This is a genomic window from Tardiphaga sp. 619_E2_N8_4 (genome assembly GCF_051810905.1).
GTDB classification, from domain to species: Bacteria; Pseudomonadota; Alphaproteobacteria; order Rhizobiales; family Xanthobacteraceae; genus Tardiphaga; species Tardiphaga robiniae.
Genome location: NZ_JBPWQJ010000001.1, coordinates 2,044,167 through 2,068,849 on the forward strand (window position 1 = coordinate 2,044,167; position 24,683 = coordinate 2,068,849).

Here is a 24,683-nt window from a genome sequence, read left to right on the forward strand (position 1 = left end):
AATGTCAAATGGTTCAAGAAATATTGAACATTGCGACAGCCGGGCGGAATCAGTATTGAGGAGTCATGAGCCGAATTCTCCCGCATCCCACGCGCGAACAGATCGAATTGCCTGGCGTGATGGATTGCCTGAGCGATCCGATCCGGCTGGCGATCGTCTATAATCTGGCCAAACGCGAGAAAGAGGTCGGAGAATTGCGCTGCGGCGATTTTTACGGCCTCAGCGGCAAGTCCAATCTCGCCTATCATTTTGCGAAACTGCGCGAGGCCGGCCTGATGGAAACGCGCGCGGTGGGGACGGCGAGGTTGATGAAACTGCGCCGCGAAGATCTCGAGAGCAGGTTTCCGGGTTTGCTGGATGCGGTGCTCGCATCGGCCGAGCGCGATGCCGAGCGCCTGCAGCTTCCGGTGCTGGAATTCACCGAAGCCTGACAGCGCCGACACGCGGGTGGCCGACGCACTGGTGAATGTCTGAAAGGTTGGAGGCCCAGCCTGGACTTGAACCAGGATAAAGAGCGATGCATCGCCCCCGCGTAGACATTTCCGCCACCGGGCCGAGCACAATGTTACCGATCACGGGGTAGCGATCCACCTCAAGTTTTGTAAACCGTCTGTTAACCTTAATCGTCCGTTTGCCCCAGCCGATACCTCAGAATGCGTGATGGGCGACAAAGGTCATGCGCGAGGAATTGTGGCCGATATTGACCGGCGCCCGCGAGGCCCGGAATCCGGCCGCGGTCAGCTTGGCCAGCATCTCCGCCTCGCTGTAGCGCTGCAGGCCAACCTTGGTGCGCAGCTGGCGGTAGTCCGAGAGGGCCGTGCGAACAAGCCCAACGAACGCATCCCACAGAAAGCCGTGTTCCCGAGCGAGCTTCAGCAGCGCCATGACATCGGTCGCCATGCCGACATCGGGCTGCAGAATGTCGCCGACCACCAGCTTGCCGCCAGGCGCCAGCAGCCGCTTGATGATCGCAAAGGCATCGTCGAGTTCGGGGCCGGTCATGTACTGAGCCACCGAATTCATGACGGCCAGGTCGATCGACTGCGCCGTCATGTTGCGCAACTCTTCCAGCGACCGGACCCGGATTTTGGTGTTGGGCGCGAAGCGGGCGACCAGTCGGCCGCGAACGCCAGGCGCGGGCTCTGCCAGGATCAGCTTGCTGCAGGCATTGGCCACTTTGGCGGCCGAGAGTGCTTCGCCGCAGGCGTAGTCGAGCACGACGGCATCCTGAGAGGCGATGTAGCCAATGATATCGCGGGCGATGACCTCGAAATGCACGTCACGATGCAGCTTGCTCGCATAAATCGTATGCGTGGAATCGTAATAATCGATCCAATCTTCCATCGTCTGCCCGGCCCGATTGTTGTTCCCGTGTCGGGAACCCCTATATTTGTGATGCGTTGAAACGGTCTAGAGCGTTTTCAGGCGCGTGGGAAACCGCCTTTCCTTCAAGAACCGCAGTTTTCGGAAATTTGCAGTGCTTTCCGTCAAGACCACTCCGATTTTTCCTGAAATCTTCCGCCCTGACGACAACCCTCCAGCCATCAAATCATCCGACACGGGAAGGTAAGTAACGTGAGCACCAAGACATCGAAAATCGCTGCCGAAATGAATACCCCGACTGACCTCTCAGCCGACGCCGTGGAGAAGGTGGCCAAGGCGCTGAACGGGTTGCTCGCCGACGCTTTCGCGCTTTACCTGAAGACCAAGAATTTTCACTGGCATCTCAGCGGGCGCCATTTCCGCGACTATCACCTGATGCTCGACGAGCAGTCCGACCAGATTTTTGCGACGACTGACCCATTGGCAGAGCGCGTGCGCAAGATCGGCGGTCGCACGCTGCGTTCGATCGGCGAAGTCGCCAAGCTGCAGACCATCAAGGACAATGACGAGGCTTATGTGCCGCCGGTGGAGATGCTGCGCGAGCTGATGAACGACAACAAGAGAATGGCAGCGGCGATGCGCAAGGCTCACGAGGTCTGCGACGACGCCAAGGACATCGCCAGCGCCAGCCTGCTTGAAAACTACATCGACGACACCGAGCGCCGCACCTGGTTCCTGTTCGAGGCGTCGCAGCAGGAAGGCGGCAACGAGGCGTAAGCTTCGTCTCCGATTGAATGCGTCAAAGCGCCCGCTAGCGGGCGTTTTCATGTGGAGATGCCGTTGTTCGGCACCAGGCGCAGGGTCGCGGTTATTCAGGCTGAATGTCGAGTTCCTGAATCGTCTTGCCTGTGGCGACAAGCTCGGCGTCGAAAAAGCGCTTCGCGCCCGCAGGCGTCACCACGTCACCGGAGGCGACATCGAAGCCGAGCACGGGCGCGCGCTCCTGCACGTCCGGCGATTTCAGTGCCTGCGCAATCTCGGCACTGAGTTTGTCGACGATCTCGGCAGGTGTCCCGGTCGGGGCCATCATCATGAACCAGCCTTGCAGATCCGCGCCCTTCAACGTCTCGGCGATCGCGGGCACATCCGGCAATGAATCGACGCGCTTGTTGCCGGCAATGGCGAGTGCCCGCAGCGTACCGGCCTTGATGAAGGACTCAGCCACCGATGCGGACTGGATCGTCACCTGGGTGCGTCCGGTCAGGCTGTCCTGGATCGCGTTGGTGATGGTGTTGTAGGGGACCAGCACGAAACTGGTGCCCGCCTGCTTGTTGATTGTCTGAGCGATCAGGCCGGAAATGTTGCGCGCGCCGTCGACCGCCATGCTCAGGGAACCGGGTGCGGATTTTTCGAGCGCAATCAATTCCGCAAGCGTCTTTGCTTTCACCTCGGGATTGACGAGCAGGACGTGGTTGCTGCGCGCCACCATCGCCACCGGCACGAAATCCTTCACGGGATCGTAGGGCAGCTTCTTGAACGTGTAGGGATTGGTGACCAGCGCCGCCGACGTCGCGAACAGGAAAGTGTAGCCGTCAGGCGCGGCGCGCGCGACCGTCTGCGCGCCGACGAGGTTGGCGGCGCCCGGGCGGTTCTCAACGATGAACTGTTGTCCGAGCGCGCGGGACAGTTTTTCGGCGACGATGCGGCACAGCACATCCGGGCTGTTGCCCGCCGCCTGCGGTACCACGATGGTCACCGGCTTTTGCGGCCATGATTGCGCGTAGGCGGGCAGCGCGAGGCAAAGAATGCTGCCGGTCAACAAGATACGACGGGACAATGTGAGCATGGACTTCCTCCTGAAATGGATGGCCTGCGATTTCTGATCGCTTGTTGAGGCGTGCTTTTTGAACGAAGCGGGTCTTGTCGTGCGAAGCAGCCCGCGGCGCTGGTGGCGCGTGCTGCCGCTTGCATCAGGCCTCGTCGGCCACGCCGTTGCGCAGCACGCCGAGCCGATCGATCTCGACTTCGACGATATCGCCCGGCTTGAGCCAGAGCGGAGGCGTGCGCTTGGCGCCGACGCCGCCCGGCGTGCCGGTGGCGATCACGTCGCCCGGCTCAAGACGGGTGAAGGACGAGCAGTATTCAATCTGACGCGGGATATCGAAGATCATCTGATCGATGGTGGCATCCTGCACGACCTGGCCATTGACGCGGGTCTGCAGCCGCAACGGCGCAACATCGCCGAGTTCATCCGGCGTCATCATCCAGGGACCGAAGCCGCCGGTCTCCGGAAAATTCTTGCCGGGCGTGAACTGATGGGTGTGACGCTGGAAATCGCGCACGCTGCCTTCATTGTAACAGGCATAGCCGGCGATATGGCTCCATGCATCTGCCTGCGAAATGTATCGTCCGGGCTTGCCGATGATGATGGCGAGCTCGCCTTCGAAGTCGAGGTGGGTCGAGACCTTCGGCCGGATGATATTGGTGAGATGGCCGGTCTGGCTGTTGGCAAAGCGGCCGAACACCGTGGGGTTATCGACTTCGGCGCGTCCGGTTTCCTTGCGGTGCATTTCATAGTTCAGGCCGATGCAGAGAATCTTGTCCGGATTTGGAATGACCGGCAACCAGGTGATATCAGCTGTCGGGATACGCTTGGCCTTGCCGGCTGCATCACGCACCACGGACAGCGCGTCGGCTGCAATGACGGATTTGAGATCGGGATAGCGCGCTCCGAGAACTGCGCCGATGTCGAGCGCCTCGTCGCCCTCGATCACACCCCAGGTCTTGCTGGTGCCGATCTGAAAACTTGCCAATTTCATCGTGATGTCCTCGCTCTGGAAGCTGCATGTCCGTGGGGAATGCTGGTGTGTTGACGCTGTGCGGCCGGCGTGATCATCGGAGCCGCTCAGCAAGATCGGTGAGCAGCGCGTCGAGTGCGCTGGTCTCGCTGGCGACGCCGAAGACGTAATGGTCGGGTCTGACGACGGCGGCATGGCAGCCGTGGCGATCGAACCAGGCAGCGAGAACGCCATCTTCTTCAGTAAGTACGTCATCGGCGGAGGGGCCGATGCGAATTGGCCTGATGTCCAGCCGAGTCAGGATCGCTCGCAGATCGGGACTGAGCTCCAGTTCGTTGCGCATATCGAGCACAAGCCGCCATCCAGTGCCGGCGACGCTATCGAGACGGCGCCGTCCTTCTGCAGTCCTGATCCAGGGCTGTGGAAACAACGTGCCGTGTGCCGGGTGGAGGGGAAATGCCAGTAGTCCCGTCTGCAAGGGCGGCACGATTTCCTGACGGGTGATGGTGCGGGGTTGGCCGCCACCCTCCGCAAGAATGCGCTCGTCGCGTGCTGCTGCGGCGTCGGGATCGCGTTCGCAGATCACATGGCCGATGGCCTTGATGCGGGAAGTGAGCTGGCGCACATGCTCGCCGCGCTCCTCGCCGTAGCTGTCGAGCAATTTTGCATTGGATTGTCCGCGGAGTACGCGGTCGAGCTTCCAGACGAGATTGCCGACGTCGCGGATGCCCTGGCACATGCCCTGGCCGATGAACGGCGGCTGCTGATGCGCGGCATCGCCGGCGAGGAAGATGCGGCCGCATCGCCATTCCTGCGCGACCAGCGCATGAAACCGGTAGCTTGCAGCACGCCACAGCATGGCATCATCAGGCGTGATCCAGCGCGAAAGCAGCCGCCAGACCTGCGCGGCCGTTTCCATCTCGCGCGGATCTTCGCCGGGCAGCAGCATGATTTCGAAGCGGCGATGATTGCCGGGGCCGATGATGAAGGTCGTGGGCCGCGACGGATCGCAGAATTGCGCCGCGGTCTGCGGCAGCTTGCTGAGGGAGGCGTCGTTGACCTGAAGATCGACGACAAGCCAGGGCTCATCGAAGACGAGATCCTCGAATGCGATGCCAAGCTGTTGCCGGGTGCCGCTCGATGCGCCGTCGCAAGCGATGACGTAGTCGGCGGTGATGGCGCGCGTCATGCCGCGATCGTCGCGCAAATGCAGTGTCACACGATCGGTCGACTGCTCGAAGCCGAGCAGTTCGGTGCCCAGCTCGACCTCGACGCTGTCATAGGCCGCGGCATGTTCGCGCAAGGCAGCTTCGACCGGCGGCTGCGTGAACACCATGCTGGGCGTGTAGCCGAGCGGATAGGGCTCCGCGACCATGTCGATGCGGCGGATCAACTGCCCTTTAGCGCCGAAATGCTGGGAGGCGGGGAACGGAGCAACGTAAGGCAGCACGCGCTCGGCGGCGCCGAGATTGTCGAGCAGGCGCAGGATCTCATGATCGATCGCGATCGCACGTGGCTTGTCATAGACCTCTAGCTGACGGTCGATCGCCAGCGTGCGGATGCCCCGGTCGCCAAGGAGACTGGCCGCGATGGCGCCTGACGGACCATGACCGACCACGACGACCTGAAAATCATTCCGTGTCTGCTCGGATGAAACCGTCACGCGGCACTCCCGTCGGCATAGGGAACGGCAACCTGTGCCGCCTTGACGTGATCGGCCTTGGGCGGGGCGATGCCCCAGTGATCGGTGCGGCCGGGTGGCCAGACCCATTCCGACGGGCCGCGCACGACATAGCTGTCATCGACCTGCAGAACTTCGGCGGTGTATTCGATGACGATCCCGACCGGATCGATGAAATAGGCAAACACATTGTCGCCGGGGCCGTGGCGGCCGACGCCCCAGGCAATGGGAAATCCGGCATCGATCATGCGACCCGAGCCGCGCATCACCGCTTCGAGATCCGGCATCAGGAAGGCGACGTGATTGAGCCCGTTCACGGCAGCGTCGGCGATGACGATGGCGTGGTGGTCGCTGTTGCAGCGAACGAAGGCCATGATCTTCGAGCGGTCGGTGAGCCGGAAGCCGAGCGCCTGTTCGTAGAACGCGGCGAGATCATCGACAGCGGTGCTGTTGATGTTGACATGCGCGAGACGCGTTGGCCGGTTGGCCGATGACGGAGCTTCGGCATGTTGCAGGTCGCCATGAACGAAGCGAAGCACGCCGCCACCGGGCGCGCGAATGCTCATGATCGTTCCGCCATCGGGCCCCGGATTCGGAGCCGGGCCGGAGAGCAGCGTGGCCCCGTGTTTCACTGATGCTGCGGCGATCGTTTCGAATTCCGCATCCGAATGCAGCCGGAACGTAATGGCCCTCAGCGCGGGGCGATCGCCCTGCTGCAAGGCGACGACATGGTGATCGGTGCCGCTGGCCCGCAAGTAAGTGACGCCTTCGTGGCGCGTCACGAGGTCGAGTCCCCACACAGATGTGTAGAACTGCTCGGATCGCTGCAGGTCGGGCGTGTCGAGATCGACACTGCGCAGGGCTGTGATCGGGAAATGGGTCATTGCGAAGCCTGCTCGTCAAGGCCGAGGAAACGTCTTGCATTGGCATGAAGGACGAGATTGCGCGTCGCCTCGTCGCCGATCGCTGATGCGGCGCGCGTTGCCGGCGCGCGATCGTGAAATGCGAACGGGTAGTCTGTGCCGAGCATGATCTGCGTCGCGCCGAACTTGGCGATCAGATGCAGCAGCGTCGGGTCGTCATAGACCAGCGCGTCGTAATAGAGCCGGCGTGCCTGCAAGATCGGCGATTCCTGGATGCTCTCCTGCAGCACAGGAAATACCTGATATCCCTCCTGAAGCCGCGGCAGCAGCGAGGCGAGCGTGCCGCCGCCGTGGCTGAACGCCATGCGCAGGCGCGGGTGGCGCAGCAAGAGGTTCGAGGTGATGACGGATGCCGCGGCAAGGCCGACATCGGTCGGATAGGCCAGTACCTGCTGCAACTGCGCGGGGCCGACGAGGCGATCCATGCCGCAAGGCCGCAGAGCATGGACGAACACCGCCATGTCGAGCTTCTCGACCTCGGCGAAGAATCCGTCGAAGTCGGGAGACCCGATCGGCTTGCCGTTGATGTTGCTGCCGATCTCGATGCCCGCAAAGCCGAGTTCGTGCTTCAGCCGATGCAGCTCGGCAATGGCGCGGTCGATGTCCTGCAGCGGTACCGCGCCGAGGGCGACGAGGCGGCCACCGGAATGCATGACCATCTCGGCCATCTGGTCGTTGATGTAGCGGAGGAGATCATTCGCCGCTGCGGGCTCCATCCAATAGGACAGTAGCTCCGGCATCGGCGAAATGGCCTGCACGCCGAGTCCCATCTCCGCCATATCCGTGACGCGCTTGGCGACATCCCAGCAGCGATCCGACACCGTGCGATAGATGCGGCCGGCCATCATCACATGCTTGTGGCAGGGTTTGGCATCCGCCATCGACGGCCAGTCGGCCGGCACCGCCGCGCCCAGGTAGGAAGGGAAGGAGGACGGCACGACATGTGCGTGGACATCGATCCCGCAGCTGCATGGGGAGATGGCGCTCATAGGCACTGTGATCGGGCAATGCGCGGCTGGACAGTTGCGAAAACTGCCGATGCCTCAGGCGCTTGCTGAGCCTTGCCAAACATTGTCGCGCCTCCCGCCAGTCATCTCTCAGGACCTTGGGGAACTAATATCTATAGAAATCGGCTCGTACAATAAAAATTTATAGATTTTTCTGAAATCAGAAAAAGTGTATAGAAATCGAAGCCGACAGGCAGATGATTCCGGGATTGAAGCACGTGGACACAACCTCACTGGAATTGGCTTCGCCGCCGTCCTCGACCCAGGCCAGCACGGTCTATGACCGGTTGCGGGAGGACCTGCTGTCCGGACGGCTCGAGCCGAGCCGGAAACTCCAGATGCGTTTCCTGACCGAGCTGTATCAGACCGGTCAGACGCCGCTCCGCGAGGCGCTCAACCGGCTGACCGCCGATGGTCTGGTGGAGTGCCGCGAGCAGCGCGGATTCTATGTCGCGGATATCAGCCGCAGCGAACTGGCCGAACTGACCAAGACCCGGTGCTGGGTCGAGAGTCTGGCGCTGCGGGAATCCATGGCGGCCTCGACGCCGCAATGGGAGGAGCAGCTTCTGCTCGCGCAACATCGCCTCGGGCGAACCCCGCGCTCGCTCAATGCCGAACACTTCGAAGACAATCCGGAATGGGAGCGGCTGCACCGCGTCTATCACCGCACCTTGATCGGGAATTGCGGTTCGCAGTCTCTGATCGCGTTCTGCGGACAACTCGCCGACCAGCTCTACCGCTATCGGCGTCTGTCGATCCGCAAGGCCTTCCCGTCACGCCATGTGACGGACGAGCATCAGGCGATCATGACTGCAGTTTTGAGCGGCGATGCGGACCACGCCGTGGATCTGCTCACCGCGCATTACAGGCAGACCGCTGAAGTCATTCTCCAGGACAAGCAGATCTTTTCTGAACTGCATGAGGGCGAAGACGCGGCATCGTAGCGGGCACGGACGCAGGCCGAGCAAGCACCTCTGCGGGCATGAAAAAGGCCTCGCGACGCATGCAAGGCCTTGGAAACATGTCTGCAAGATTTGGTAGGCAGAAAATTTGGTAGCGAGGAGTGGACTCGAACCACCGACCCCAGGATTATGATTCCCGTGCTCTAACCAACTGAGCTACCCCGCCACGGCATCCGGAGGGGACAAATTGTCCCCGGCGAATGCGCGGCATATAAGAAGTCGAGGGACTCGATGTCAAGCAAAGTAGCGCCTCAAATCGGTGCCTGAATAGATGTTCCCGCAACCCGGCCGCCGATTTGGAGATCGGGCAGCTATCGCCGCCCGATCAGGCACTTATGGCCACGTCTAGCCGCCGTCGAAGGCCTTTTTCAGGGCGGCCAGATCGAGCTTGACCATGCCCATCATGGCCGTCATGGCACGCTTGGCGCCCTCGCCGTTGGTGCTGGCAAGCATCTCGGTGAAGCCGTTGGGAACGATCTGCCAGGGCACGCCCCAGCGGTCGTTGATCCAGCCGCAGGCGTTTGCCTTGCCGCCATTTGTCAAAATGGCGTCCCACACACGATCGACCTCGGCCTGGTCTTCGCAATGGATGGTGAAGGACACGGCCGTGCTGAATGTGGCGGGGCTGCCGCCATTGAGGCCAATGAAGCTTTGGCCGGCCAGCGTGAAGCCGACCACCAGCACGTTGCCTGCTTTGCCGCCGGGATAATCGATCGGGGCGCGCTGCACGCGATCGATGGAGGAATTGGGCACCAGCGAGCAGTAGAACCTGGCGGCTTCCTCGGCCTCGGTCTCGTACCAGATGCAGGGTGAGATCTTTGACATCGCTGCTATCCCTCTCTCGATCAGGCCTGAGCCATCGCAGATTGCGCGGCGGCCATGTCCATCCACATCACTTCCCAGATGTGACCGTCGGGATCCTCGTAGCTGCGGCCATACATGAAGCCGAAATCCTGCGTGGGTGTCGGATCGGCGCTGCCGCCCGCACCCACGGCCTTCTTCACGAGACCATCGACTTCGTCGCGGCTGTCGGCGGAGACGCAGATCAGAACTTCGCTCGACGTCTTCGCGTCGACGATCTTCTTCGAGGTGAACTGGCGATATTTGTCGTGCGTCAGCAGCATCGCGTGAATGGTGTCGGAGAACACCATGCAGGCGGCGGTATCGTCGGAGAATTGCGGGTTTTTGGTCGCGCCGACCGCTTCATAGAAGGCGACCGCGCGGGGCAGGTCGGTGACGGGCAGGTTGACGAAGATCATTTTGCTCATCGGATGAACTCCAGTGGGTATGCGTTGTGAGTGTTCTCTTGGCGATTGTCCCGCAAAGGACGGTTGGCCCGGCCGCGATCCGACATCGGCTCCAAAATTCTTTCGATATTTTTGCCGGCGGAATTTTTCTCCCCTGCGATCAATATTCTAGCCCGGCGATCTCCGCGTGCAGACGGAATGTCGCATGGCTCATCCTGATTGCGAATTGCGGCGGCGGTGAAATCATCGTTGATTGCCAAAGACGCAAGACGCGTTCGCAGCCTGGTTCGGAACATGTCCTTTTCCTGGGTTTGTTCCGGGCTAGACTGAACGACAATAAAAATACAGCCGGTCCGGGCATCACCCCCGGAATCGCAGAGGGAGAAACACATGTTGCAACGCAATCGCCTTGCCTTGTCCGCTGCTGTCGCGCTTTCCGCGGCCGCCACCATGTTCGGTGGTGCAGTCCAGGCGCAGGACTATCCGACCAAGCCGATCACACTGATCGTGCCATGGCCCGCCGGTGGCTCCACCGACATCTCGATGCGCGCGATCGCGGACGCGGCGTCGAAACATCTCGGCCAGCCGATCGCGGTCGACAACAAGGGCGGCGGTGGCGGCACGGTCGGTCCCGCGACCATGGCAGCCGCGGCCAAGCCGGATGGCTACACCATCTCGCAGATTCCCATCACCGTGTTCCGTCTGCCGCTGATGCAGGAAGTCTCGTGGAATCCGGACAAGGATTTCTCCTACATCATCCATCTCACCGGCTACACCTTCGGCATTACGACGAATGCGGAGTCGCAGTTCAAGACCTGGAAGGACGTGGTCGATTTCGCCAAGGCCAATCCGGGCAAGGTGACCTATGCGACGCCGGGCACCGGCACCTCGCTGCATGTGGGCATGGAGCAGATCGCGGCGATGGCCGGCATCAAGCTCACGCAGGTGCCGTTCAAGGGCGGTGCTGAAACCAACGCTGCCGTGCTCGGCAATCACACCATGCTGCAGGCGGATTCCACCGGCTGGCGGCCACTGGTCGATGCAGGCAAGCTGCGCCTCCTAATGGTGTGGACCGACAAGCGGTCGCCGAATTTCCCGGATGCGCCAACGCTGAAGGAGAGCGGCTATCCGATGGTCTATGACTCGCCGTTCGGCATCGCCGGCCCGAAGGGCATGGATCCGAAGATCGTCGCCAAGCTGCACGACGCCTTCAAGAAGGCCATCGAGGATCCCGCTGTCATCGCGACGCTGGCGAAATACGACATGGTGCCGAACTACAAGAACACCGAGGACTACAAGAAATTCGTTGTCGAGGTCACCAATTCCGAGCGCAAGGTGATCGAGGGAATCGGGTTGGGCAAGAAGTAGCCTCACACACAGGTGTCGTCCCCGCGAAGGCGGGGACCCATAACCTCTGACGTTTGTAGTCGAAGCAAGTCCTCTCCTTACTGCCGCAACATATCGATGGTGTGTATGGGTCCCCGCCTTCGCGGGGACGACATCGGAGCTAATCGGGGCGCTGCAGATACGAGGCACCTACCAAAGGCACTCCATGTCCTCCTCCACCCGCCCGCCATTCCGGCTCAACAATTCAGAACTCTGGACCGGCGTGATCGGCATTGCGCTTGGCGTGTTCGTCATTCGCTCCGGCCTCAAGCTGAAGCTCGGCACCATCAACGATCCCGGCTCCGGCTTCATGCTGTTCTATATTGGCCTGCTGATGTGCGCTTTCGCGCTCACCATCGTTCTCGCTTCGGTAACCGAAGGGGGACCGACCTTTGGCTCGCGGTGGGAAGGTGCAAGCTGGGGCAAGCCGGGCGCGATCATCGTCATCCTCTCGGCTTATGCTTTCGCGCTCGAACCGCTGGGTTTCCTGATCTCGACCATCCCGCTGATGCTGGTGTTGTTGCGCGTCATCGATCCCGTGCGCTGGACGCTGGCGATCCCGCTCGCGGTGCTGGCGCCTGTTGGTGTGTGGTGGGTGCTGAAACGCGGCCTGCTGATCCAGTTGCCTTCGGGCATGTTTGAAATCGGCTGACGGGAAACACGGATCATGGATGTTCTCGTCAATGTCATGCACGGCTTCGGTGTCGCGCTGCAGCCCGTCAATATTCTCTACTGCTTCATCGGCGTGTTCATCGGGACGCTGGTCGGCGTGCTGCCGGGCATCGGGCCGATCTCGGCGATGTCGTTGCTGCTGCCGGTGACGCTGTCCGGCACGCCGGAATCCGGCATCATCATGATGGCCGGCATCTATTACGGCTCGATGTATGGCGGCTCGACCACGTCGATTCTGGTCAACATTCCCGGTGAGGCCGCCTCCGTCGTCACCTGTATCGACGGCCACCAGATGGCGAAGCAGGGCCGTGCCGGTCCGGCGCTCGGCATTTCCGCGCTCGGCTCCTTCATCGCCGGCACTTTTGCGCTGGCGATGCTGATGCTGGTGGCGCCGTCACTCGCCTCGGTCGCCATTGCGTTCGGTCCCGCCGAATATGCCAGCCTGATGGTGCTCGGCCTCGTGGTGCTGACCTTCCTGACACAAGGCTCGATGGCCAAGGCGCTGCTAATGGCCTGTATCGGCATCGTGCTTGGCCTCATCGGCCTCGACAGCATCACCGCGCAGCCGCGGCTGACTTTCGGCCGGATCGAACTGATCGACGGCATCGGTCTGGTGCCCGTGGTGATGGGTCTGTTCGGGCTCGGCGAGGTGCTGCTCAACACCGAGCAGGTGATCAAGCGCGACATCATCAATGCCAAGATCACGCAGCTCCTGCCCAACAAGGAAGACTGGAAGGCCAGCGCCGGCCCGATCGGGCGCGGCACGATTTTAGGCTTCTTCCTCGGCATCCTGCCGGGCGGCGGTGCCGTGGTCGCGTCCTTCGCGTCCTATGCGCTGGAGAAGCGGCTGTCGAAACATCCGGAACGTTTTGGTCATGGCGCCATCGAAGGCGTTGCCGGACCTGAAGCGGCGAACAACGCGGCGGCGGGCGGTGCCTTCATTCCGCTGATGACCCTCGGCATTCCGCCGAACGTGGTGATGGCGTTGCTGCTCGGCGCCTTCGTCATTCACGGGTTGCAGCCCGGCCCGCTGCTGATCACGCAGAACCCCGGACTGTTCTGGGGCATCGTTGCCAGCATGTATATCGGCAACCTCATGCTGCTGGTGCTGAACCTGCCGCTGATCGGCATGTGGGTGAAGCTGCTGAAGTTGCCTTATAATGTACTGTTCCCGCTGATCATCCTGTTCACGATCATCGGCGTCTATTGCAGCAGCAACAATGTGTTCGACGTCTATGTCATGATCGGCTTCGGCGTGATCGGCTACTTCATGCGCAAGTTCGGTTACGAGCCCGCGCCGCTGGTGCTGGCCTTCGTGCTGGGTCCGCTGCTGGAGAACAATCTGCGGAAGTCATTGATCCTGTCGCAGGGCAATCTCATGACCTTCATCGAGCGGCCGATCTCGGCAGCCTGTCTGCTGCTGGCAGTGGTGCTGCTGATCGCCCCGCTGTTGCCTGCACTGCGCAAGAAGCGCGAGATGGTCGCGCTCGACGAGGGCGCGTAGCCGGGGAGCGTTCGCATGGACACCGAATTGGCCAGGACATTCCTTGCGGTTGTGAGCGCCGGCAATTTCGTAACTGCGGCGGACAAACTCCATGTCACGCAGTCCACGGTCAGCGCGCGGATCCAGGCGCTCGAGCAGTTGCTGCGCGTGACGCTGTTCGTCCGCAACAAGGCCGGTGCGACGCTGACGCCCGCCGGCCGCCAGTTTCAGAAACACGCGTCCACGCTGGTACGTACGGTGGAACATGCGCGGCAGGATGTCGGCATTGCGAAAGGCTTCAGTGGTACGCTGACCGTCGGCGGTCGCATTGGGCTGTGGGAGGAGCATCTGCTGCACTGGCTGCCGCTGATGCGCGCGAAACATCCGGATATCGCGATCCGCGCCGAGAGCGCTCTCGAAGCCGAATTGATGCAGGGCCTCGTCGAAGGCAGGATCGATATCGGCGTGATGTATACGCCGCAGAGCCGGCCCGGTCTCAAGGTCGAGCAATTGTTCGATGAACAGCTCATTCTGGTCTCGACCAGTACGCACAGCGCGCCGGAGCCGCAGCCGGGTTACGTCTATATCGACTGGGGCCCGGAATTCTATGCGCGCCACATGGCGCTGTTTCCGGATTTCGCGGGACCATCGCTTACGGCCAATATCGGCTGGCTCGGGCTGCAGCATGTGCTGGAGAATGGCGGCTCCGGATATTTCCCGCGCCGCATCGTTGCACCCCAGCTGAAGGCTGGGCGGCTGCATGCCGTCGCCGATGCGCCGGAATTCTCGATGCCAGCCTATGTCGTCTATCCCGGCGATCGCGACGATGCGATCATCGCCGAAGCGGTCGCACTCATGCATCGCCTCGCGCATGACGCGGCCAACAAAAAGCCCGCGCCTGCAGGGCAGGCGAGGGCGCCGAAACGTCCGGCAAGGCGGACGTGATGCGGGGGGCAGGCGCGGCTAGGTGCCGGACGGATATCCCGATGTCGCAACGATGGCCGCGATCTGATCGGCGCTGTGCCGGGAACGCTTGGTAACTGTCAGGCGTGCGATGATCGCCGCAGCAAAGGCGAACAGCGCGAGAGCGACCGATACGTCGGGGTGGATGATCGTTTTCATGGTCGGCTCCTGCATGATCGAGGGGCGGCATAGCTCCTCGGGTCCTTCAACCCTAGAACTGCCATGAATTTTGACAAACGAATATTATTGACGCTTGCAATCGACATTATCGATTTTAAATAGACCCGAGCCGATTGATGTCGCAATCGCGCGGAACGCGGATCGTATCGGCAGCCTGTTGCGGCCTGTATGGCAACGGCATCGTCACACGATGAGGGCCACGCCTGAGAACAGCAGCAGGACGAGAATGGTGCGTCGGAATGTGGCGTCCTGCACGTTGCGGAATGCAAAGATTCCGAGGCAGACGCCCGCGGCCAGGGCGGGAAGGCTGTAAGCGAATTCGCTGACGATGTTCGGCGACAATTGCTGCCGGGACAACATCAGGACGAGCGAGAAGATCTGCATCACGGCGATGAACGGCTGCACGAGGCCGCGCTGTTGCGCTTTCGGCACGCCGTTCAGGTCGCACCAGATGGTTGGCAGGGCTCCGGGCATCGCCGTCAGTCCGCCGACGAGGCCGCCGCCGAAACCGATCATGACATTTCGATTTCGGGTCATCCGGTTCAGATGCGTGAGTGACGGCCGGAGCAGCATATATGCGGCATAGATCGCGATCAGTGCGCCAAAGCCTTCCTTGAGAATGCGCGCATCGGCGGTCTGTAGCAGCCAGATCGCAAGCGGTGCACCGAGAACACCGCCAATGACAAGCGTCAGGCTTTCCTTCCAGGCAATGCCGTCGCGCAGCGCCCAAAGATTCGTTGCCTGAACGGCGACGCTGCAGGCCATCATCAATGGAACGGCCTCGATCGGTGGCAGGACATGCAGCAGGAGAGCGCCCGCAACGGCCGAGAATGCAAAGCCGGCCAGTCCGGAAACAAACGCGCCGAGGAACACGGCGGCGCTGAGAATGATGAATGTGGATGAGGTCATTGCTGGCCCAGCCCCTTGCCTAACGCGCCATCCGGATATGGCAATGGTGATGCGACGACGGCCGGACCCGCGATGAACGGAAGGGTCCTGCGCGGCAGGAGCGTCTTGCGCAGGAGGCGGTGAGTCCAATCGCCATCGCTACGTTCGATGGCATAACCAAGCGAGCAAGCGAGCTTGCGGATGCGATCGTTGGTGCCGAAGATCGTGCCGTACAGTTCCTGCGCGCCTCGCTGGGCCGCCAGTGCCTCCACCGTCGCTAGCAATGCACGACCGATGCCGCATCCCTGCACGGCGTCGTCTACCGACAGGGCGACTTCCGCGGCGGCGGTCGCGGCGCATACGGTCTCACCGACGATGTGATGCGACTTCTCCGATTGCGTCGTGGCGATCACGCAGAAGAAGGCGCTGCCGGTACCGCCGATGGTGCGATCGATGTGGCTGATGGATTGATCGGCCACATTTCCGAGGAAACGATTGTAGCCCGAGGGCTTCGACAGCGTTCTGAAGTAAGATTGCAACTTCGCTGCGTCGCTCGGACGTGCCAGTCGCAGGTTGATCGCGTGATTGGTCATGTTGCTCCGGAACGAATGCGATTGCGGTGATGGCGTTGAGCGACCTGTTTAGGTCGCGCCGCTATCGCGATGCGTCAGCCGATCGAAGGAGATCGCTGCAAGAATGATATGACCACGCGCGCGCAGCCGTCAGCGTTGCACGTGATTCAAACTGCGTGTGGGAAACGGGATATCGGGATGTGCGATGAGACAGAGCGGGCGATCGACGTGATCGCAAGCGTGCGCGTTGCATTGGGAAGAGGCGGCCGCGCCGAACGCATGCGATGGGATGCAATTGATTCAATGCGAGGACGAACAACGCGCGCTCGACAAATATCAGCCGCAGATTCGTCCGATTAAAGATTCACGCTCCGGCGAAATGAGTGGGGGCTGCATCATGGCGTTTGTCGGACCTGAATTTCCCATCAATTCCACCACCGCCAATGACCAGGCGGGCGCAACCCAAACGCTGTTGTCCGACGGACGTATTCTTGTCACATGGACGGCGACGGACGCCAGCGGTCATCAGCCGCATACAATTCAGGGCCACTATTTGTCGGCGGACGGTACGCCTCAAGGTCCCGATTTTCAGATCACGATCGATCGGAGCGGAGATCCGGGAGCGCCTTCCGTCACCGCGCTTTCCGACGGCCGCGCCTTTGTCGCATGGCAGTCCTATATCGCCGCCGACAATGTCACCGAAGTTCGCGGCACCCTCATCGATGCGGAGGGGCATCCCGTTGCAGATATGGTGGTCAATTCATCAACTGCGATTTCGCCGCAAATGCCTTCCGTCACGACGCTTGCCGATGGCCAGATCTTGCTGACCTACGTGTCCGCAGACGGCGGGGATCCGAAATATCTTGGCGATATCCGCGGGAGGATCCTCCACGACGACGGCACCGTTGCTGTTGACGACTTCACCGTGAATACGACCACCTGGGGTACGCAATATGATCCGAAAGTGACGGCGCTGCCCGATGGGCGGGCGTTCGTCACATGGAGGTCGTACGATCCCGACGAGGGGCGCTACAACGTCTCCGGCCAGTTCGTGAACCCCGATGGCAGCGCGAGCGGGCCGGATTTTCGCATCCTGCCGGGAGCCCAGTTCAATCAGAGCGACGCGTCCGCCGCGGTTCTCGCGGATGGACGCATTCTCGTGGCCTGGACCGCGCAGGAACCGGATGGTGACAGCAACATTCATGCGCGTCTGCTGAATCCGGACGGATCCGTGGTTGTCTCCGATAATATCGTCAATGCGAATTTTGACGGCGGTCAGGATTCCCCGTCGATCGCCGCGCTACCGGATGGCCGCGCGGTCATCATCTGGCACGCCACCGATCCCGTCACCGGCGCCAGTGATCTCTATGGTCGCCTGCTGATTCCGGGCGCTTTCCCGATCGGCAACGATTTCCTCGTTAATTCGGCAGGTGGCCTGGCGGAAACCGGACCGCATCTCCTGACATTGTCAGATGGACGTATTCTCGCGACCTGGACCTCGTTCGAGCAGGGACCGGCTGCAGACGACATCCACGGCCGCATCATGTCGTTCAACACGATCACGAATGGTACGCCCGGCGATGACGTGCTGCCCGGCACCGCCGATAACGATATCATTCACGGCGGCGATGGTCGCGACACAATACATGGTGCGGCGGGAAACGACGTCCTGCATGGCGACGGCGGCAACGACTTTCTCTACGGCGATGCCGGAAATGATTTTCTGTTCGGCGGCGATGGCGACGACCGTATGTGGGGCGGTGACGGCAATGACATTTTCGTCGGCGACAAGGGCGACGATGCTTTTGCCGGTGCGTCCGGTATCGATACCGTGCGCTACGAGACATCGTCGTCTGGTGTTCACATCGATCTGACGCTTGGCACGGGCAGTGGAGGCGATGCCGCCGGTGACAGTTTCAGTTCGATCGAGACGGTGATCGGCGGCCGATTTGACGACATGCTGATCGGCGACGGTGCCGCCAACACGTTGTCAGGCGGCAGCGGCAAGGATGTTCTGGACGGTCGCGACGGCAATGACGTGCTGGATGGTGGCGAAGGCAACGATGCGCTGACCGGCGGCGCCGGCAATGACATTCTGCATGGCAGTGCCGGTAACGATCAGCTTTGGGGCAATGCCGGTGACGATATCCTCGCCGGCGGCGCAGGTGCCGATATGCTTGCCGGCGGCGCCGGCAACGATACGGCCGACTACAGCACGTCCATCGCCCAGGTGAATATCAATCTCGCGACAGGTGTCATTCAATGGGGAGATGCTGAGGGCGACAAACTCAGTTCGATCGAAAACCTGATCGGAAGCGGGACCATGGACCTGCTGACGGGTGACGCAGGCGACAATCGCATTTCCGGTGGCGGCGGGAACGATCTGATCGATGGCGGCGGCGGAAACGATAGTCTTGATGGCGGCAGCGGCAACGATACGCTCACAGGCGGGCTCGGCGCCGACATCTTGACCGGCGGAGCCGGCGCGGACAGTTTTGTATTCAAAGCTACGCAGGACAGTCTGCCCGGAGCTGCCGATCAGATCACCGACTTTTCGTCGAACGCGGCAGACACGGCCGACTGGATCGATCTGTCGGCAATCGATGCCAACAGCAAGGCCGCCGGTGATCAAGCGTTCGCCTTCGTCGGAAGCGCCGCTTTCACACATATTGCCGGCGAATTGCGCTTCGCCGATCATCTTCTTCAAGGCGATGTCGATGGCGATGGTGCGGCCGACTTCGCGGTTCAGGTGAACAGCGCTGTCTTGAAGGCAGGTGACTTCGTCTTGTGATTTACGCGATGTGAGTGTTGTCGCGCGGCCACCGGCGTCGCGGGCCGCTTTCGCGTTACGCTGCGGTCGACGTCCGCGACGTGACGCCCGGCATCAGCTGAAACGGTTGCTCGATCACGATGCTCGGGCAACCCAGCGACGCCGCGACCTGGCTGGTCGAGGCGACCACCGCATGGTCGATCTGCGAGCCGGGAATCTGGGCCACGATCAGCTGCGCGATACAGAGTTGTTTGGTGCCGCGCAGGTCGAGGTCGACCCGGTAGGCAAACAGCGCATGGACGATATCGCGCCGGTCGCGGATCACGATCAGCCCGTTGTCGCCGCCATCGGCATCGGTTCGCCGGCGCACGAAATCCAGCCATGCATCCAGCGTAACGCTGGCATCGTGCAGATAGACGAGCGGATAGGCCGCGCGAGCGTCCGCCCAAGCCATTGGTTGCGCCTGATATTCCTCATTCATCGCCGGATTCCCGCATGGCCTGCGAAATTGGCGGGGATGGGCTGGCTCGGCATTGATATGGGTCAAAGCGTCCACGATTGATCCATGTCAAATGGTGTAGAGTGATTTTCAAGACCTGCCACATATGACTAAACCGAAGATGGACAGTGCCATGACCTTCGCGGAACCAGCGGCCGAGACCTGTGCCGGAGAGCGCGACTGCAAGCACGGCCGCAGCACCAACGGCTGCGACGATTGCAAGGTGCGCCTGTTCAGCGTCTGCGGCGCATTGGAACCGGCGGAACTCGACGAGCTCGATCGCCTCAGCCAGGTCAAGAATTTCCCGGCCAAGGCCATGCTATTCGATCAGGGCGCGCTGGCCGGTAGCGTGTTCAACGTCACCGAAGGCATCGTCCGGCTCTACAAGTCGCTACCCGATGGCCGTCGCCAGATCGTTGGCTTCGCGCTGCCGGGCGACTTCCTCGGCCTTGCGCTGATGGACCGCTATGGCGTCGCCGCCGAAGCCGTAACGTCGGTGCGAGTCTGCCGTTTCTCCCGCGCCCAGTTTCTCAGCTATGTGGACGGCAAGCCGCATCTGCTGCGCCGCCTGCATGAATTTGCCGGCCACGAACTCAGCCTCGCGCAGGACCAGATGCTGCTGCTCGGCCGCCGCACCGCCGACGAGAAGGTCGCCGCCTTCCTGCTGAACCTGCAGGCGCGCTATGGCCGCATCGGCGCGATGTCGGTCAACGTGCCGCTGCCCATGAGCCGCCAGGACATCGCCGACTATCTCGGCCTGACCATCGAAACCGTCAGCCGCACTTTGACCAAGCTCGCCAAGGAAAAGACCGTGCTGGTGGTGCCCGATGGCGTGCGCCTGCTGTCCACCGACCGGCTGGATCAGCTCGCCGCGGCGTAATGCGGCGCTGCATTTTGATGCAGCTCAAGGAGAGCGTGTCCTGCCGCGCTCACACTCTTCTCCGTCACTCAAGGAGAAGAGATATGCCTTTCGACAGTATGCTGGTCGCCGCCACCGTGGTCACGATGTTCGTCTGCTTCGCCCTGCCGCTGGCCTGGGTCTCGCGCCGAACCTTCGGGCAGTCCTGAGCCCTTCGGCAGCCTGCCGATGCCCCTCATAACCGGCTGATTTGTCCTCCAAAACATGCCATGAGTCCTGACCCCCGCGACGGTTGCGCCGCGTCTGGGCTCTTGGTGCGCGAAGGAGAACAAATGGCTGCTCATGTGAGTCCGCTGGCCGGCAAAACCATCGATCCGTCCCTGCTGGTCAACGTGCCTCGGCTGGTGACGGCCTATTTCGCCGGCAAGCCGGATCCGTCCATCCCCGCCCAGCGCGTCGCGTTCGGCACCTCCGGCCATCGCGGTTCCGCGCTCCATAATTCCTTCAACGAGAACCACATCCTCGCCGTCAGCCAGGCGATCTGCGATTACCGCAAGGGTGCCGGCATCGACGGCCCGCTCTTCATCGGCATCGACACCCATGCACTGGCTGAACCAGCACTGGTCAGCGCGCTGGAAGTCTTCGCCGCCAATGGCGTGCATGTGCGGATCGACCAGGACGACGGTTATACGCCGACGCCAGTGATCTCCCACGCCATCCTCACCTACAACAAGGGCCGCAGCACCGGCCTTGCCGATGGCGTCGTGGTTACGCCGTCGCACAACCCGCCGGAAGATGGCGGCTTCAAGTATAATCCGCCGAATGGCGGCCCGGCCGATACCGACATCACGGGGATCATGGAGAAAGCCGCCAATGGCTTCCTCGAAAACGACATGGCCGGCGTCCGGCGCGTCCCGATCGCGCGCGCCCGCAAATCCGAATTCGTCAAACCCTACGACTACATCACGCCCTATGTGACCGACCTCGCCGATGTCGTCGACATGGAGGCGATCCGCGCATCAGGCGTCAAGATCGGTATCGATCCGCTCGGCGGCGCCGGCGTACATTACTGGCAGCCGATCATCGAGCGCTACAAGCTCGATGCGACCATCGTGAATACCGCGATCGATCCGACCTTTCGCTTCATGACGCTGGACTGGGACGGCAAGATCCGCATGGACTGTTCGTCGCCCTATGCGATGGCCAAGCTCATCGGCATGCGCGACCGGTTCGACGTCGCTTTCGCCAACGACACCGATGCCGACCGCCACGGCATCGTCACCCGCACCGGCGGCTTGATGAATCCGAACCATTATCTGGCGGCGTCCATCGACTATCTGTTCGCGCATCGCCCGAACTGGCGCAAAGATGCGGCGGTCGGCAAGACCATCGTCTCCAGCGCCATCATCGACCGCGTGGTGAACAAGCTCGGCCGCAAACTGGTCGAGACGCCAGTCGGGTTTAAATGGTTCGTGAATGGCCTCGTCGATGGCTCGTTCGGCTTCGGCGGCGAGGAAAGCGCCGGCGCCTCGTTCCTGCGCAAGGACGGCACGGTGTGGACCACCGACAAGGATGGCTTGATCCTCGGTCTGCTCGCCGCCGAGATCACCGCGGTGACGAAGGAAAATCCGAGCCAGCGTTTCGAGAAGCTGACCGCCGAATTCGGCACGCCCTATTACGAGCGCATCGACGCCGCGGCCACGCCCGAGCAGAAGAACGTGCTGAAGAAGGTCACGCCGGAGCAGATCGGCATGACCGAACTCGCCGGCGATGCCGTGACCAAGACCGAGAGCAAGGCGGCCGGCAACGATCAGTCCTTCGGCGGCATCAAGGTCTCGACCGCCAATGGCTGGTTCGCCGCGCGGCCATCCGGCACGGAGGACGTCTACAAGATCTATGCCGAGAGTTTCCGCAGCGAGGATCATCTCAAGCAGATTCAAAGCGACGCGCAGGCGGCGATCGGCAAAGTGTTTGCCAAGTAATTCCACACGCAATCACAAACTCGTCGTTCCGGGGCGCGCGCTTCTTCGCGCGCGAACCCGGAACCTCGTGGTGTTTGGCGCGATCAGAGATTCACAGAATGAGGTTCCGGGTTCGCTCGCAAGAGCGAGCGCCCCGGAACGACGAGTATGTTTCTCAATGCCCGCTCGTTCGCCACCGTAGCAGTCGCTGCTCGACCATCGACATCGCCAGCGCGGTCACATAGCCGATCACGCCGAGCAGGATCACGCCGGCGAACAGATCCGGCGAACGAAACGCGCGCGCCGAGAGCAGCACCCAGTGGCCGAGGCCGTCGAGGCCGGCGAGGATTTCGCAGACCACCGCCAGGATCAGCGACACGGTCAGGCTGAGCCGCATGCCGGAGATGATGTCGGGGCTGGCAGATGGCAGAGCTATCTTGAAGATCACCGCGAGGCGCGACATATGCAGCGAGCGCGCGACCTCATAGAGACGCGGCTCTACTGCGCCGAAGCCGTGGACGGTCGCAAGCAGCATCGGCCAGATCGCGCCGAAAGCGATGACGAACAGTGCCATGCCCTGGGTCAGCCCGAACAGAGCGATGGCGACGGGAATGATCGCCGATACGGGCAGTGGCCGCAGGAATTCCAGCGACGGGCCGACATAGCTGCGCATCGCCTTGGACGAGCCGATCATGGCGCCGAGTGCGATACCGACGACGGATGCGACCAGCCAGCCATAGAACATGTGTTCGAGGGTGCCGATTGTCTTGTCCAGCAGGGTGCCATTGCTGAAGCCGCGCATCAGCGCGGCCCATGCGCGATCGGGGCCGGGCAGGAACACCGGCGAGACCAGTTTCAGATTGGCGATCAACTGCCACAGCGCAATCAGGCCTGCAGCCACGGCGAAGCTGGCAAGGCGCCAGAGGGTGAGCGTCCAGTTCATCGGATCTCTCCCGCCAGTGCTGCGGGGCCAAACAGATGCCGCTGCGCTGCCAGCAATCCGGCGTTCAGCGCATAGCCGATCAGGCCGATCCACAGCAGATAAGCGAGCATCAGGTCCGGGCGCAATGCTTGTTGCGCAATCATGATGCCGGCGCCGAGTCCGATGGGATTGATCGCGATTTCCACGGTCACCGCGACGATCAGCGCGATGCCGGCCGCCAGGCGAAAGGCGAGAAAGATGCGCGGCAGTGCCGCGGGAATGATGATCTTGCGGACGCGGTCGCTTGGCGATAGCCGCAGCGCGCGGGAGACTTCTATCAGCCGCGGCTCGATGCTGCGCACCGCGGCGCGGCTGAGAATCAGGATCGGCCACACACAGGCAAAGGCGACGATCACAATTTCCATGCGATAGCCGAAGCCGAGCGCGATCAGGGCGATCGGTAGCAGCGCGATGGAGGGGATCGGCCGCAGGGATTCGATGGTGACTTCCATCAGCCGATCCAGCGGCTGGAAGATACCGAGTGCAATTCCGAGGAACAGGCCGATGGCGCCGCCGACCACGAGGCCGGCAAAGGCCGAAGCCAATGTGTCGCGTGTGGCTGCCAGGATCGAGCCGTCGCCGAACGCCTGAAACAGCGCCAGCACCACGGCGCTGGGCGGTGCCAATGCATCGCTGTGGATATCGACAGAGCGCGCCCAGATTTCCAGCGCGATGAGCAGGCTCATCGGAAGGATCGCCGCTTTCAGGAGCTCGGACCTCATGCTTCCGATGCCTTGATGAAGTCGAACAATTCGCGGCGCAGCCGCAGGAATTCCGGGTTCTCGCGCGTGGTCAACTGATCGCGGGGGCGCGGCAGGTTGATCTTGAGATCAATGCCGATGCGGCCGGGATGCGGCAGCAGGCCGACGACGCGGTCGCCCAGATAAATGGCTTCTTCGAGATCGTGAGTAACGAAAATCACCGTGGCCTTGCTCGCATCGAGCAGTGACAGGACCTCGTCCTGCAGACCCTGGCGCGTCATCGCATCGAGCGCGCCGAACGGCTCGTCCATCAGCAGCGCTTTCGGTTCCTGTGCCAGACATCGTGCGATCTGCAGCCGCTGCTGCATGCCGCCGGACATCTCGGCAGGATATTTCGCGGCGTGATTGGGCAGCCCGACTTTCTTCAGCAACTCGTCGATGCGGGCCGGGCGCTGGGCCTTGGGCATGCCGATGGTTTCGAGCGCCAGCGCGACATTGCCGGCGGCGGTGCGCCACGGCAGCAGCGCCTTGCCATAATCCTGGAACACGATGGCGACGTCGCGCCGCGGCGCGCGCATCGGCTCGCCGTCGAAGCTGACATGTCCGGATGTCGGTTGGTATAGGCCGGCGGCGAGGCGGAGCGCCGTCGTCTTGCCGCAGCCGGAGGCGCCGATGATGCAGAGGAACTCGCCGGGCTTCACGTCGAGGCTGACGTTTTCGATAATCGTCTTGCCGCCGAGATCCAGCGTGACATGGGAAAACGCGATCTGCGATTTTCCGAGCTCGGCCGATGGGATGTCCTTGCGGAGGGCAATGGATGTCATCG

Annotated in this window: 26 protein-coding genes and 1 tRNA gene; 10 read left to right on the top strand and 17 right to left on the bottom strand. The window is 62.0% G+C overall.

The window, feature by feature from the left end; all coding sequences use genetic code 11:
- The first annotated feature begins 65 nt into the window (after positions 1-65).
- Positions 66-431, top strand: coding sequence for an ArsR/SmtB family transcription factor (locus AB8A23_RS09715; RefSeq protein WP_089265920.1), 366 nt, complete (start codon positions 66-68; stop codon positions 429-431).
- 217 nt (positions 432-648) lie between these two features.
- On the opposite strand, the gene AB8A23_RS09720 is transcribed toward AB8A23_RS09715, so the two are convergent.
- The gene (locus AB8A23_RS09720) at positions 649-1,344 is read right to left on the bottom strand and encodes a class I SAM-dependent methyltransferase (RefSeq protein WP_439059835.1); all 696 of its coding nucleotides are present in this window, start codon (positions 1,342-1,344) and stop codon (positions 649-651) included.
- A gap of 264 nt (positions 1,345-1,608) precedes the next feature.
- Between AB8A23_RS09720 and AB8A23_RS09725 the strand changes: the two genes are divergently transcribed.
- The gene (locus tag AB8A23_RS09725; RefSeq protein WP_439060545.1) at positions 1,609-2,100 is read left to right on the top strand and encodes a Dps family protein; all 492 of its coding nucleotides are present in this window, start codon (positions 1,609-1,611) and stop codon (positions 2,098-2,100) included.
- 91 nt (positions 2,101-2,191) lie between these two features.
- Here the strand turns inward: AB8A23_RS09725 and AB8A23_RS09730 are convergent, their stop codons facing one another.
- The 5 genes from AB8A23_RS09730 to AB8A23_RS09750 form a co-directional block, all read right to left on the bottom strand.
- Positions 2,192-3,169: a Bug family tripartite tricarboxylate transporter substrate binding protein gene (locus AB8A23_RS09730; protein WP_439059834.1), complete on the bottom strand. Its 978-nt coding sequence runs from the start codon at positions 3,167-3,169 to the stop codon at positions 2,192-2,194.
- A gap of 124 nt (positions 3,170-3,293) precedes the next feature.
- Complete coding sequence (locus tag AB8A23_RS09735) at positions 3,294-4,142, bottom strand: fumarylacetoacetate hydrolase family protein (RefSeq protein ID WP_439059833.1); 849 nt, start codon at positions 4,140-4,142, stop codon at positions 3,294-3,296.
- Between the two features lie 73 nt (positions 4,143-4,215).
- Complete coding sequence (mhpA, locus tag AB8A23_RS09740; RefSeq protein WP_439059832.1) at positions 4,216-5,784, bottom strand: bifunctional 3-(3-hydroxy-phenyl)propionate/3-hydroxycinnamic acid hydroxylase MhpA; 1,569 nt, start codon at positions 5,782-5,784, stop codon at positions 4,216-4,218.
- Positions 5,781-6,686 carry a VOC family protein gene (locus tag AB8A23_RS09745; RefSeq protein ID WP_120287104.1) on the bottom strand — a complete coding sequence of 302 codons (906 nt, stop codon included), beginning with the start codon at positions 6,684-6,686 and terminating at the stop codon, positions 5,781-5,783. Before AB8A23_RS09745 ends, mhpA begins: the two co-directional genes overlap by 4 nt.
- A complete protein-coding gene (locus AB8A23_RS09750) occupies positions 6,683-7,714 on the bottom strand; it encodes an amidohydrolase family protein (RefSeq protein WP_120287103.1) in 1,032 nt (343 codons plus the stop codon). The genes AB8A23_RS09745 and AB8A23_RS09750 overlap by 4 nt, the downstream gene beginning before the upstream one ends.
- A 236-nt stretch (positions 7,715-7,950) precedes the next feature.
- Between AB8A23_RS09750 and AB8A23_RS09755 the strand changes: the two genes are divergently transcribed.
- A complete protein-coding gene (locus AB8A23_RS09755) occupies positions 7,951-8,676 on the top strand; it encodes a GntR family transcriptional regulator (RefSeq protein ID WP_374725611.1) in 726 nt (241 codons plus the stop codon).
- Positions 8,677-8,783: 107 nt separating this feature from the next.
- Here the strand turns inward: AB8A23_RS09755 and AB8A23_RS09760 are convergent.
- The 4 genes from AB8A23_RS09760 to AB8A23_RS09775 all read right to left on the bottom strand — a co-directional run bounded on the left by AB8A23_RS09760 (position 8,784) and on the right by AB8A23_RS09775 (position 10,237).
- Positions 8,784-8,860, bottom strand: a tRNA-Met gene (locus AB8A23_RS09760).
- Positions 8,861-9,039: 179 nt separating this feature from the next.
- Positions 9,040-9,519 carry a VOC family protein gene (locus AB8A23_RS09765; RefSeq protein WP_120287102.1) on the bottom strand — a complete coding sequence of 160 codons (480 nt, stop codon included), beginning with the start codon at positions 9,517-9,519 and terminating at the stop codon, positions 9,040-9,042.
- A 20-nt stretch (positions 9,520-9,539) separates the two neighbouring features.
- Positions 9,540-9,962: a VOC family protein gene (locus AB8A23_RS09770; protein WP_093757095.1), complete on the bottom strand. Its 423-nt coding sequence runs from the start codon at positions 9,960-9,962 to the stop codon at positions 9,540-9,542.
- Entirely contained in the window at positions 9,959-10,237 is a 279-nt protein-coding gene (locus AB8A23_RS09775) for a hypothetical protein (protein ID WP_147421568.1), read from the bottom strand. The genes AB8A23_RS09770 and AB8A23_RS09775 overlap by 4 nt, the downstream gene beginning before the upstream one ends.
- A 154-nt stretch (positions 10,238-10,391) precedes the next feature.
- On the opposite strand from AB8A23_RS09775, the gene AB8A23_RS09780 reads away from it, so the two are divergent.
- The 4 genes from AB8A23_RS09780 (at position 10,392) to AB8A23_RS09795 (ending at position 14,427) form a co-directional block, all read left to right on the top strand.
- Positions 10,392-11,309 (top strand): tripartite tricarboxylate transporter substrate binding protein, encoded by a 918-nt coding sequence (locus AB8A23_RS09780; protein WP_439060544.1) that lies wholly within the window; start codon positions 10,392-10,394, stop codon positions 11,307-11,309.
- 184 nt (positions 11,310-11,493) lie between these two features.
- On the top strand, positions 11,494-11,979 hold the full coding sequence (locus tag AB8A23_RS09785) for a tripartite tricarboxylate transporter TctB family protein (protein WP_120287099.1): 486 nt from the start codon (positions 11,494-11,496) through the stop codon (positions 11,977-11,979).
- Between the two features lie 15 nt (positions 11,980-11,994).
- Complete coding sequence (locus AB8A23_RS09790) at positions 11,995-13,503, top strand: tripartite tricarboxylate transporter permease (protein ID WP_120287098.1); 1,509 nt, start codon at positions 11,995-11,997, stop codon at positions 13,501-13,503.
- Between the two features lie 15 nt (positions 13,504-13,518).
- A complete protein-coding gene (locus tag AB8A23_RS09795) occupies positions 13,519-14,427 on the top strand; it encodes a LysR family transcriptional regulator (RefSeq protein WP_120287097.1) in 909 nt (302 codons plus the stop codon).
- 18 nt (positions 14,428-14,445) lie between these two features.
- Here AB8A23_RS09795 and AB8A23_RS09800 read toward each other — a convergent pair whose 3' ends face one another.
- The 3 genes from AB8A23_RS09800 to AB8A23_RS09810 all read right to left on the bottom strand — a co-directional run bounded on the left by AB8A23_RS09800 (position 14,446) and on the right by AB8A23_RS09810 (position 16,106).
- On the bottom strand, positions 14,446-14,604 hold the full coding sequence (locus AB8A23_RS09800; protein ID WP_158596719.1) for a hypothetical protein: 159 nt from the start codon (positions 14,602-14,604) through the stop codon (positions 14,446-14,448).
- Positions 14,605-14,808: 204 nt separating this feature from the next.
- Positions 14,809-15,534, bottom strand: a complete 726-nt coding sequence (locus AB8A23_RS09805; RefSeq protein WP_120287096.1) for a sulfite exporter TauE/SafE family protein — start codon at positions 15,532-15,534, stop codon at positions 14,809-14,811.
- Complete coding sequence (locus tag AB8A23_RS09810; protein ID WP_120287095.1) at positions 15,531-16,106, bottom strand: GNAT family N-acetyltransferase; 576 nt, start codon at positions 16,104-16,106, stop codon at positions 15,531-15,533. The genes AB8A23_RS09805 and AB8A23_RS09810 overlap by 4 nt, the downstream gene beginning before the upstream one ends.
- Before the next feature lie 376 nt (positions 16,107-16,482).
- On the opposite strand from AB8A23_RS09810, the gene AB8A23_RS09815 reads away from it, so the two are divergent.
- Entirely contained in the window at positions 16,483-18,876 is a 2,394-nt protein-coding gene (locus AB8A23_RS09815; protein ID WP_158596718.1) for a M10 family metallopeptidase C-terminal domain-containing protein, read from the top strand.
- A gap of 55 nt (positions 18,877-18,931) precedes the next feature.
- Here AB8A23_RS09815 and AB8A23_RS09820 read toward each other — a convergent pair whose 3' ends face one another.
- Positions 18,932-19,336, bottom strand: coding sequence for a hypothetical protein (locus AB8A23_RS09820; RefSeq protein ID WP_093757091.1), 405 nt, complete (start codon positions 19,334-19,336; stop codon positions 18,932-18,934).
- Positions 19,337-19,487: 151 nt separating this feature from the next.
- On the opposite strand from AB8A23_RS09820, the gene AB8A23_RS09825 reads away from it, so the two are divergent.
- A complete protein-coding gene (locus AB8A23_RS09825; protein WP_120288001.1) occupies positions 19,488-20,234 on the top strand; it encodes a Crp/Fnr family transcriptional regulator in 747 nt (248 codons plus the stop codon).
- Positions 20,235-20,545: 311 nt separating this feature from the next.
- Complete coding sequence (pgm, locus tag AB8A23_RS09830) at positions 20,546-22,195, top strand: phosphoglucomutase (alpha-D-glucose-1,6-bisphosphate-dependent) (protein WP_120287093.1); 1,650 nt, start codon at positions 20,546-20,548, stop codon at positions 22,193-22,195.
- A gap of 154 nt (positions 22,196-22,349) precedes the next feature.
- Here the strand turns inward: pgm and AB8A23_RS09835 are convergent, their stop codons facing one another.
- The 3 genes from AB8A23_RS09835 to AB8A23_RS09845 are packed head-to-tail and all read right to left on the bottom strand — an operon-like array spanning position 22,350 to position 24,681.
- On the bottom strand, positions 22,350-23,117 hold the full coding sequence (locus AB8A23_RS09835; protein WP_120287092.1) for an ABC transporter permease: 768 nt from the start codon (positions 23,115-23,117) through the stop codon (positions 22,350-22,352).
- Entirely contained in the window at positions 23,114-23,878 is a 765-nt protein-coding gene (locus AB8A23_RS09840; protein WP_120287091.1) for an ABC transporter permease, read from the bottom strand. Before AB8A23_RS09840 ends, AB8A23_RS09835 begins: the two co-directional genes overlap by 4 nt.
- Positions 23,875-24,681, bottom strand: coding sequence for an ABC transporter ATP-binding protein (locus AB8A23_RS09845; protein ID WP_120287090.1), 807 nt, complete (start codon positions 24,679-24,681; stop codon positions 23,875-23,877). Before AB8A23_RS09845 ends, AB8A23_RS09840 begins: the two co-directional genes overlap by 4 nt.
- Positions 24,682-24,683: the final 2 nt, after the last annotated feature.